The following is a 10,085-nucleotide window of genomic DNA, read 5'->3' as shown; positions in this document are numbered from 1 at the left end:
AAGCGTCCCATCCGTATCCCCCATCAGGAAACGGAAGAATCCTAACCGACTCGTGGCTTTTCACACAGCCAGGGTCAAAGTGCGACATCTGGGCCTTCGGGGCCGGTATCAGTTGTACTCTCGTATCCGGACATCTCCGCGATGGCCCGGAGGTCAGGAACGATGACAGAAGCCGACATCTGAGCTGGCCTTCGGCACGTCTGCGTTGGTTGGCTGGACAATCGAACTACCCACCAAGCGAACGGAAACTCAATTCCTAGTTGCTTTCGAGCTCCTGTAGTCGACAACGGAGTTCGTTGTCGACAGTTGCTGCATAACGGCTGTCACTTTGATACCAGTCGGGAGCAAAGTCGGTGCATCGTAGTCTCATCTCGATCGCCTTGTGGCTATTCTTCTGCATGTCTACTGCAAGGCTGCTTCGAGAAAACGGACTGGAATAGGACGAGCTATCCTTTCGCGTGTGGGAGCGCGCGTTGAACGAGGATAAGACGACGACGCACATGCAAGAGGCGTTTGCGCGATTTCGGAATATTGGAAATGTATCCCTGAGTTGCCCGACGTGTCAAGTTGCCTTGCGAACGCCGGCAGCCGCCAGCTCCTTTGCATGGGGTTGTTTTCGATATTTTGGCCGCGCGCAGCTGCGGCGGTCGCTTGGGGGCGAAGGGGGGCTGCGGACAAGCCGATTGCTTATTCGGTCTTGTCGACGTTCCAGAACACCGGCGGCGCCGGGCCTTCCAGCACGCCGGTGAGCGATTTGCGCCAGGCGCTCGGCAAGCGGAACTGGCCGAGCGGGATATAGATCACCTGCTCGTAGGCTTGCTTTTGAATCTCGACCGCGACCCTCTTCTGCTCTTCAGGGGAGGTGGCGCGCGCATAGGCGTCGCGCATCTGCTCGAGCTTGGCGTCTTCGGGCCAGCCGAACCACGCCCGCTTGCCGTTGGCGGCGATCTGGTTGTTGACGATCGGGTTCATCACCTCGGTCGCGCCAGTGAAGGTGAAGAACAGGTTCCAGCCGCCTTCCTTGGGCGGCTTCTGGCTGGCGCGGCGGCTCACTACGGTCTGCCAGTCCGTCACCTGCGCGTCGACGTTGAAGCCGGCCGCGCGCAACAGCTGCGCCGCGACCGTCGGCGGCCCTTTCAGCGTCTGCACGTCGCCGGGGATCATGATCACCACGGGCGTGCCGTCATAGCCCGAGGCGGCGAGCGCCTTCTTCGCCTCGGCCATGCCGTCGCCCTTGATCAGCGTCTCGGCGCCGGCGTCGCTGGCGAGCGGCGTGTCGCAGGCGAAATAGGAGCCGCAGATCTCGTAATATTTCGCGTTGCCGACGGTGGCGTCGAGCACGTCCTTCTGGTTCATCGCCAGGAATGCGGCGCGGCGGACCTTGGCGTTGTCGAATGGCGGGTGCAGGAAATTCATCCGGCCCTCGATCTGGAAGCCGAACTTGTTCAGCACGGCCACGGTGAGGTCGGAGTTCGCCTCCAGCACCGGCAGCAGGTCGACCGACGGCTGTTCCAGGAAGTCGATCTCGCCGGATTGCAGCGCGTTGATCGCGGTCTGCGCGTCGGGCATCGTGACCCATTCGACGCGATCGACCTTCGCGACCTTGCCGCCCGACAGCCAATCCGGCTTGTCCTTGCGCGGCACGTAGTCGGCGTTGCGCTCATAGACGGCCTTCACGCCCGGCTGGAATTCGGCGCTCACGAACTTGAACGGCCCGCAACCGATCTGCTCGGCGATCTGCTTGCCCGGCGGCGTCTCCGCGAGCCGCTTCGGCATCATGAAGGCGACGTAGGAGGAGGGCTTTGCCAGCGACTCCAGCACGAGGCCGTACGGTTCCTTGAGCTTGAGCGCGATCGTCTTCGGCCCGCTCGCCTCGAGGGAAGCGGTGAATTCGGCCAGCTTCTGCGCCATGCCGTCGACGGCGGTCCAGCGCTTCAGCGAGGCGATGCAGTCCTCCGCGGTGACGGGCGCGCCGTCATGCCATTTCAGGCCGGCGCGCAGCGTGAAGGTGTAGGTGAGCTTGTCGTCCGAGATCGTCCACTCCGCCATTTGCGGGCGGACCTTGAAGCTTGAATCGATGCCGAGCAGCGTGTCGTAGACCATGTAGCCATGGTCGCGGGTGATGTAGGCGGTGGTGAAACCGGGATCGATGATGCGCAGGTCCGAATGCATCACTGCGGTGATGGTCTTGCCCTTGCCCGCGGCAAAGGCGCGTGATGACAGGATGGCAGGCGCTGCGATGGCCGGCGGCACGCCTGCCGCAAGCTTGAGGAGCGTTCTGCGCGAAACTTCGACCATTCGCCGTCTCCCGATCTGTCATTGCGCCGGCATGCTTCACCAATCCGATGTTGAAAGCAAGCAAGAGCCGCGCCATCGCGTTTGGTCCGGTTGCGAGGTTGCGCAGCCGTGTGCGCTCACTGCTTGAGCACGTCGCCGAGCAGGCGTTGGTTCCGGGCTTCGCCGCTCGGCACGTCCCGACGAGGTTGAGGAGGACTTAACCGGCTGCTGACACTTGTATCGCCTGGGTTAGCCGGGGTTGGACACCTTTCCGGTAGCTTGTTTGATGAGTGTTCGGCGGTCGAACCGCCGCGCCCCTTTGAGAGGCAAGACGCCATGCGCCGCGGTCTGCTCGTTCTTCTCGTGTTCGTCGGCATGGCGGTGTCCGGTCAGGACGTACGCGCCGCGGAGTTCGGCACGCGATACAGCTACCAGCAGCTGCAGGACCTGACCGAGAAGGGTCCCAAGGGCGAAGCCCTCGCTTTAGGCTACGTGAGTCTCACGCACTCCTTCATCCTGCCCTACAAGATGACGGGCTACTATGCCCTGATGGTCAAGGGCTCCGGCAGAGACCTCAACGGCCGCCCGCTCAACGTTTACCACGAGCTCTCGCAGGAGAAGATCGAGCAGATGCAGCGTGCCGGCGCGCTGCCCAATCCGCTTCCCCCTTACCGGCGCACGATCTTCGAATACATGTTCGGCTATGTGTTGTGGTGGTGCATTCCGGCGGCGCTGCTCATCATCGGGATGTTCTCGATGCTTGGTATCGGCTCCGGCAAACGCGGTCAGGCCTGACCGATCTGGTTGGCGGCCTCGTCGCGGCGGGTCGCGAGCGCGCCCCAAAGCAAAGGCCGCGCGCCGCCGCCGGCACCGCACAAGTCCGCATCCTGCATAGGAGCCTGCGCTTCCTGCCGCACCTCGCAGGCTGTTCGGACCCCGATCCGCCGTGTAGGGTCGCGGTCTGCCAGCCAGCAATAAGGCCACATCCCGCAAATCCTAAGGGAACAAGCAGTCGAGGGAGATCGAAAGAACCGTCATGACCGATATCCGATACGTAGCACCGCGCACGCTTGACGAAGCGATTGGCGCATTTGCTGCCGCCGGGAGTGCCGCCCGCATTATGGCAGGGGGCACCGACTTATTGGTGCAAATGCGCTCCGGCCTGGTGCGGCCGGGACTGATCGTCGACATCAAGAAGATCGGCGAGATGACCGAAATCAGCGAAACCGCCGATGGCGGTTTCCGCGTGGGTGCCGCCGTCTCCGGCATGGAACTCGCCGAGCATGCGCGCTTTGGCAAGGTATGGCCCGGCGTGCTCGAGGCCGTGAACCTGATCGGCTCCAAGCAGGTGCAAGGCCGCGCTTCCGCCGGCGGCAATCTCTGCAACGGCTCACCGGCCGGCGACAGCGTGCCGGCGATGATTGCGGCGGGTGCCGTCGTCACCGTGCAGGGTCCGAACGGCCGGCGGGACATGATGGTTGAGGATGTGCCGGCCGGACCTGGCCGCACCAACCTCAAGCCGGGCGAGATCCTGGTGAGCTTCACCTTGCCGCCGCGGCCGAAAGGCTCGGGTGACGCGTACCTGCGGATGATCCCGCGCACCGAGATGGACATCGCGGTGGTCGGCATCGGCGTCAGCCTGACCTTGAAGGATCGCGTCTGTACCGCGGCCCGCGTCGGCCTCGGTGCAGTGGCACCGACCGCGCTGCTGGTTGAGCCTGCCGCCCAGGCGCTGATCGGCTCGAAGCTCGACGATGCCGCGCTCGAAGCCGCCGCTGCCGCATGCCGCGCCGCCTGTCGTCCGATCGACGACAAGCGCGGCACCATCGCCTACAGGACCAAAACCGCCGGCGTGCTGCTCAAGCGCACCGCCGCGATCGCCGCACAGCGCGCGGGAGGACACTAGCACCATGGCGAAACTGCACGTCACCACCTCAGTCAACGGCGAGCCGGTCGAATTCCTGTGCGAGCCGTACGAGACCATGCTCGACGCGCTGCGCGGGCAATTGGGGCTCACCGGCTCGAAGGAGGGCTGCGCGTCCGGCGATTGCGGCGCCTGCTCGATCACGCTCGACGGCCGCCTGGTCTGCTCCTGCCTGATGCTCGCGGCTGAGGCCGAGGGCCACGAGATCGGGACCATCGAGGGCATGGCCAGAGGCGAGAAGCTGCATCCGTTGCAGCAGAAGTTCCTCGAGCACGCCGCGCTTCAGTGCGGCATCTGCACCTCGGGCATGCTGGTCGCCTCCGAGGCGCTGCTCGCCAGGAATTCAAACCCGACCGAAGAGGAAGTCCGCTTCTGGCTCGCCGGCAATCTCTGCCGGTGCACCGGTTACGACAAGATCGTCCGCGCGGTGATGGAGACCGCGGCTGAAATGCGGGAGGCTCGCCCATGAACGTCGTCAACAACAAATGGATCGGCCAGCGCACCATCCGGCCCGATGGCGTCGACAAGGTGACCGGCCGCGCGGCGTTTGCCGCCGACACCACCATGCCCGGCATGATCTGGGGCAAGGTCCTGCGCAGCCCGCATCCGCACGCCCGCATCAGGTCGATCAACACCGCCAAGGCCGAGGCGCTGCCCGGCGTCAAGGCGGTGGTCACCGCGCGCGACATCGTCGACTTCACGATCGAGAAGGGCGCCGTCATGCTCGGCATCCAGGACATGCGCTGGATGTGCCGCAACGTGATGGCGCGCGACAAGGCGCTGTTCCCCGGCCATCCCGTCGCCGCCGTCGCCGCGACCACGGAGGCGATCGCGACCGAGGCCTGCAAGCTGATCGAGGTCGACTACGAGGTGCTGCCCTGGGCGATCGAGATCGACGACGCGCTGAAGGCTGATGCGCCGATCCTGCACGAGTTCAACAAATTCGACGGCAAGCCCTCGAACATCATGGGCCGCCTCGAATCCAAGAAGGGCGACATCGCGCAGGGCTTCAAGGATGCTGAAGTCATCATCGAGCGTTCCTTCACCACACGCCCGGTGCATCAGGGCTATATCGAGCCGCATGCCTGCCTGATCTCGGTTGCGGCCGACGGCAAGACCACGATCTGGTCGTCGAGCCAGGGCCAATTCATGGTGCGCGCGATGACCTCGATGCTGACCGGCATCCCGCAGAGCGACATCCGCGCCATCCCCGCCGAGATCGGCGGCGGTTTTGGCGGCAAGACCATCGTCTATCTCGAGCCGCTCGCCACCCTGCTCGCCAAAAAATCCGGCCGCCCGGTGAAGATGGTGATGACCCGCGAGGAGGTGATGCGTGCCACCGGGCCGACCTCGGGCTCGAAGAGCACGGTGAAGATCGGCGCGAAGAAGGACGGCACCATCGTCGCCGCCCATGGCAGCTTCTATCTGCAGGCCGGCGCCTTCCCGGGTTCGCCGATCCGCGGTGCGGTCGGGTGCAGCTTCGCGCCCTACGACATCCCGCATGTGCTGTCGGAGGGGTTCGACGTCTGCTCCAACCGCTCCAAGGTCGCGGCCTATCGCGCGCCCGGCGCGCCGATCGGCGCCTATGCGGTGGAATGCGTGCTCGACGAGCTTGCCGAGGCGCTCAAGATGGACCCCTTGGCGCTGCGGCTGAAGAACGCGGCGAAGGAAGGCACCAAGGCGGCGCACGGCCCGGTGTTCCCACGCATTGGCTATATCGAGACGCTGGAAGCCGCCAGGAACCATCCGCATTATGCCGCGCCGCTCGGCAAGCTGCAGGGCAGGGGCGTCGCTTCCGGCTTCTGGTTCAATGCCGGCGGTGAATCCTCCGCGCAGGTCAACATCACCGAGGACGGCAACGTCGTCGTCACGACAGGGCACCCCGATATCGGCGGCTCGCGCGCCGGCATCGCCAATATCTGCGCCGAGTTGCTCGGCATCGACTACAAGCGCGTCTCCGTCATCATCGGCGACACCCAGACGGTCGGATTCTCCAACCTCACCGGCGGCAGCCGCGTGCTGTTCGCCTCCTCGATGGTGGTGACGCAGGCCGCCGACAAGGTGATCGCGACCTTGCGCGAGCGCGCGGCGAAGGTCTGGGAGATCGACCCTGAAGCCGTGAAGTGGGAGAACGGCGCCGCGCATCCGGTGAGCCCGAATGCCGGCCAGTTCGAGCCGCTGACGCTCGCCGACCTCGCCGAGAAGGCGCCGTCGCAGGGCGGTCCGATCGGCGCCAGCGTGCAGCTCAACACCCAGGGCGCCGAGGGCGGCTTCGGCACCCATATCTGCGACGTCGAGGTCGATGTCGATCTCGGTATCGTCCGCGTCATTCGCTACACCGCCATGCAGGATGTCGGCCGCGCCGTGCATCCGAGCTATGTCGAGGGCCAGCTGCAGGGCGGCGTCGCGCAGGGCATCGGCTGGGCGCTGAACGAGGAATACGTCTACAACAAGGACGGCAAGGTCGATAATCCCGGCTTCCTCGATTATCGCATGCCGGTCTGCTCCGACCTGCCGATGCTCGACTGCGCGCTGGTCGAGGTGCCGAACCCGAAGCATCCGCAGGGCGTCAAGGGCGTCGGCGAGGTGCCGCTGGTGCCTGTGATGGCCGCGGTCGCCAACGCCGTCCACAACGCGCTCGGCAAACGCTTCTACAGTCTGCCGATGTCTCCGCCGAAAGTGTCGGAGGCGCTGGACGCACCGACGCAGCAGGCCGCGGAGTAGGGAGCGTAGGGCGGGTTACGCCAACGCAAACCCGCCCTACGGTTCTACTACGGTCGCCGCGTAGCCCGGATGAGCGAAGCGATATCCGGGGGGGAGACCGGCCCCGCATGTCGCTGCGCTCATGCGGGCTACTCGTTGCCATCGCCGCCGCAAAGGGCGATTGACGTAACCGGCATTGCCTCGGCAAGATCGATCGGACGCATCAGGCTCACCGTGAACGGCTGAGATGACCCACCCCGACGAGCTGTCCGCCTACATGATCTTCGGCCGCAGCGATTGGGCGGCCTTGCGCGCCAGCACGTCGCTGACGCTCTCGGACGCCGATCTCGCGGCGTTGCGCGGCTTGAACGAGCCGATCAATTCCGCCGAAGTCAGCGACGTGTATCTGCCGCTGACGCGCTTGTTGAACCTGCATTTCGCGGCGGCGCGCAACCTCGCGCACGTCAAGGCGGAGTTTCTCGGCCGCCCGGCACGCCGTTCGCCCTACATCGTTGCATTGGCCGGCAGCGTCGGCGTCGGCAAGAGCACCTTTGCCCGCGTGCTGTGCGCGCTGCTGGCCCGCTGGGCCGATCATCCGTGGGTCGAGCTGGTGACGACCGACGGCTTCCTGCATGCCAACGGCGTTCTCGAAGAGCGCGGGCTGATGCGGCGCAAGGGCTTTCCCGAGAGCTACGACCTGCCGCGCATGCTGCGATTTCTCGCGGCGGCGAAGGCGGGCGAACGCGAGCTCGAGCTGCCGGTCTATTCGCATCTGATCGGCGATATCGTGCCGTCGGAACGCCAGGTCATCCAGCAGCCGGACATCCTGGTCTTCGAGGGCCTCAACGTGCTGCTGGCGCGCGGCACGGCGCCGGTGGTGGTGTCGGATTTCTTCGACTTCTCGATCTATCTCGATGCCGATGAGGCCGACATCCAGTCCTGGTATGTCGAACGCTTCCTCAGGTTGCAGCCGACAGCGTTCCGGAATCCCGCCTCCTATTTCCACCACTACAGGGACCTGCCGCCGGGTGACGCGCGCGAGGTCGCGGAGCGGCTGTGGCGCGAGCATCATCGCGCCAATCTCAGGGAGAACATCTTGCCGACGCGGACGCGGGCCGACGTCGTGCTGCGCAAGCGCGCCGATCACTCGATCGGCGAGGTCTGGCTGCGCGAGACGTAGATGTAGCCCGGATGAGCGAAGCGATATCCGGGGGAGGCTGATCCCGCATGTTGCGGAGCCCGTCATCGGGCGCGCATTCGTGCGACCCGTTGGCTCATGCGGGCTACAGAACAGTTCCGCTTACCGCAGCTCCTTCCCCAGCTGCGCAAGCACCGTCTCGCAGGTCATCAGATCCAGATGCCCGCCGCCGGCGTTCTTGAAGAAGGTGATGTCGCTATCCGACAGCCGCCCGGCGACCTTGCCGCCGGCGAGGTCGTAGTGGTCGCCGAGCACGTCGCTCTCGGTGATCGCGCCGCTCGCGATCGGTTGCAGGATGTCGCCGACGCCGTCGAAGGCGGATTCGCGGCGGTCGACGAAGATGCGCGAACGCCGCGCCGCCTCGTCGTCGGACTCGCGGGTCTCCGGGGTGAAGCCGCCGACCAGATCGAGATGGGTGCCGGGCCGCAAATTGGCGCCCTTGACCAGCGGCTCGCGCGAGCGGGTGCAGGTGGTGATGATGTCGGCCTCGCGTGTCGCGGCGTCGAGATCGGTGACGGCCTCGGCCGCGATGCCGTCGCCTTCCAGCAGCGCGGCGAGCTCCTGGGCGCGTTCAACTGTCCGGTTCCAGACCCGCACCCGCTTCAGCTGCGGCCGCACGGTGCGGTGGCCGCGCACCAGCCAGCGCGCCATCTCGCCGGCGCCGACCACCAGCAGCGTCTCGGCATCCGGCCGCGCGAGGTGTTTTGCGCCGAGCGCGGAGTCCGCGGCGGTCTTCCAATGGGTGATCTCGGCGGCGTCCATCACCGCGAGCGGACGCCCGTCATTGCCGTCGAACAGCACGCAGACCGCCTGAACCGCCGGCAGCTTGCCGTGGGCGAGGTTGCCGGGAAAGCTGGTGTAGAGCTTGGTCATCATGAAGCGGCCGGCATCGACCGCGCTGCGCGTCACCAGCTGCTGGCCCTTGTCGTCGCCGAGATAACCGTCGTGCACCGCGATCTTCGGCCGCCGGTGCGCGGCCTCGATCGCCTCGATCAGGACCGGGAAGCTCAGGACGCGGTTGACCTCGTTGTCGTCGACGATATGCACGTGGTATCTCCTCTGGAGCGCGCCTCGCGCTCTCGCCGGACGTCCCCCAACCCGTGCGGACTGGATAGCGCGTGGGGACGGCTAGTCAACCGGACATGCACCGCCGGGCGTCCCTTGCTATCCTGCGGACCTGATTCTCTCGCAGGTTCTCGCAAGCCGTGGTTGCATTCATCGTCGCCGTCCTGATCTTCATCCTGCTCGGCGGCGCCGCGCTTGCGACCATGGCGATCCATGTCCGGCTTGCCGATCATCACCGCAGCGACGAGACCAATACCTCGGTACGCCTGGTCGCGACGCTGTTCGTCACCATGCCGTCGCTGCTGCTCGGCCTGATGATGAACAGTGCCGCCAACACCTATGTGGCGGTCGATCGCAATTTGCACGTCTTCGCCACCGACCTCATCCTGCTCGATCGCAGCCTGCGGCCGCTCGGGCCGAGCGCCGAGGAGCCGCGCAAGCGGCTGCTCGCTTATGTCGAGCAGGTGCTCAAGGATGTTCCGATCTCCAGGGCAAGCGCGGTGTCCGAGCGCCTGCTCGACGAGGTCGGCACCAGCCTGCGCGAGTTGCGGTTCGACGACGAGCAGAAGGTCGCGCTGTGGAACGACGCGCGCTCGGTCTATCGGCAGGCGGTGCAGCAGCGCTGGACCTTTGTCGAGCAGTCCGACGGCTCGTTTCCGTCGCCGCTGATCTGCATCCTGGTCGGGTGGCTGACGCTGATGTTCGCCACCCTCGGCTTTCGCGCGCCGCGCAACGCAGTGGTGATCTCGACCACCGTCGCCGCCGCGGCGCTGATCTCGGCCGCGATTTACCTGATCCTCGAAATGAGCACGCCGTTCTCCGGCCCGATCCAGCTCTCCGACCGCCCGCTGGTGCGCGCGGTCGAGGAAATCAGGCGGTAGCATATTCGGTGTTGTAGCCCGGATGAGCCAACGGGTC

8 protein-coding genes are annotated in these 10,085 nt (G+C 65.7%); 6 read left to right on the top strand and 2 right to left on the bottom strand.

Annotation, left to right across the window (positions count from 1 at the left end; translation table 11 throughout):
* Positions 1 to 687: 687 nt before the first annotated feature.
* On the bottom strand, positions 688 to 2,298 hold the full coding sequence (locus Q2M23_RS30905; protein WP_410469793.1) for an ABC transporter substrate-binding protein: 1,611 nt from the start codon (positions 2,296 to 2,298) through the stop codon (positions 688 to 690).
* A gap of 315 nt (positions 2,299 to 2,613) precedes the next feature.
* Between Q2M23_RS30905 and Q2M23_RS30900 the strand changes: the two genes are divergently transcribed.
* The 5 genes from Q2M23_RS30900 to coaA all read left to right on the top strand — a co-directional run bounded on the left by Q2M23_RS30900 (position 2,614) and on the right by coaA (position 8,084).
* Complete coding sequence (locus Q2M23_RS30900; RefSeq protein WP_168856752.1) at positions 2,614 to 3,072, top strand: hypothetical protein; 459 nt, start codon at positions 2,614 to 2,616, stop codon at positions 3,070 to 3,072.
* A 250-nt stretch (positions 3,073 to 3,322) separates the two neighbouring features.
* Positions 3,323 to 4,183, top strand: coding sequence for a xanthine dehydrogenase family protein subunit M (locus tag Q2M23_RS30895; protein ID WP_316398068.1), 861 nt, complete (start codon positions 3,323 to 3,325; stop codon positions 4,181 to 4,183).
* A gap of 4 nt (positions 4,184 to 4,187) precedes the next feature.
* Positions 4,188 to 4,670, top strand: coding sequence for a (2Fe-2S)-binding protein (locus Q2M23_RS30890; RefSeq protein ID WP_057017586.1), 483 nt, complete (start codon positions 4,188 to 4,190; stop codon positions 4,668 to 4,670).
* Positions 4,667 to 6,925 carry a xanthine dehydrogenase family protein molybdopterin-binding subunit gene (locus Q2M23_RS30885; protein WP_316398065.1) on the top strand — a complete coding sequence of 753 codons (2,259 nt, stop codon included), beginning with the start codon at positions 4,667 to 4,669 and terminating at the stop codon, positions 6,923 to 6,925. The genes Q2M23_RS30890 and Q2M23_RS30885 overlap by 4 nt, the downstream gene beginning before the upstream one ends.
* Before the next feature lie 226 nt (positions 6,926 to 7,151).
* Positions 7,152 to 8,084 (top strand): type I pantothenate kinase, encoded by a 933-nt coding sequence (gene coaA / locus Q2M23_RS30880; protein ID WP_141341553.1) that lies wholly within the window; start codon positions 7,152 to 7,154, stop codon positions 8,082 to 8,084.
* 120 nt (positions 8,085 to 8,204) lie between these two features.
* On the opposite strand, the gene Q2M23_RS30875 is transcribed toward coaA, so the two are convergent.
* Positions 8,205 to 9,149 carry a dehydrogenase gene (locus tag Q2M23_RS30875; protein WP_316398064.1) on the bottom strand — a complete coding sequence of 315 codons (945 nt, stop codon included), beginning with the start codon at positions 9,147 to 9,149 and terminating at the stop codon, positions 8,205 to 8,207.
* A 158-nt stretch (positions 9,150 to 9,307) separates the two neighbouring features.
* On the opposite strand from Q2M23_RS30875, the gene Q2M23_RS30870 reads away from it, so the two are divergent.
* Entirely contained in the window at positions 9,308 to 10,048 is a 741-nt protein-coding gene (locus Q2M23_RS30870; RefSeq protein WP_310881611.1) for a hypothetical protein, read from the top strand.
* Positions 10,049 to 10,085: the final 37 nt, after the last annotated feature.

It is taken from the genome of Bradyrhizobium sp. 33ap4 (assembly GCF_032654765.1).
Classification (GTDB): Bacteria; Pseudomonadota; Alphaproteobacteria; order Rhizobiales; family Xanthobacteraceae; genus Bradyrhizobium; species Bradyrhizobium australafricanum.
This window is presented reverse-complemented; position numbering and strand designations above follow the sequence as displayed.

Bases quoted from the DNA above. Each gene is read 5' to 3' on its own strand.
- Q2M23_RS30905 (WP_410469793.1), bottom strand. From the start codon at position 2,298: ATGGTCGAAGTTTCGCGCAGAACGCTCCTCAAGCTTGCGGCAGGCGTG.
- Q2M23_RS30900 (WP_168856752.1), top strand. From the start codon at position 2,614: ATGCGCCGCGGTCTGCTCGTTCTTCTCGTGTTCGTCGGCATGGCGGTG.
- Q2M23_RS30890 (WP_057017586.1), top strand. From the start codon at position 4,188: ATGGCGAAACTGCACGTCACCACCTCAGTCAACGGCGAGCCGGTCGAA.
- Q2M23_RS30885 (WP_316398065.1), top strand. From the start codon at position 4,667: ATGAACGTCGTCAACAACAAATGGATCGGCCAGCGCACCATCCGGCCC.
- coaA (WP_141341553.1), top strand. From the start codon at position 7,152: ATGACCCACCCCGACGAGCTGTCCGCCTACATGATCTTCGGCCGCAGC.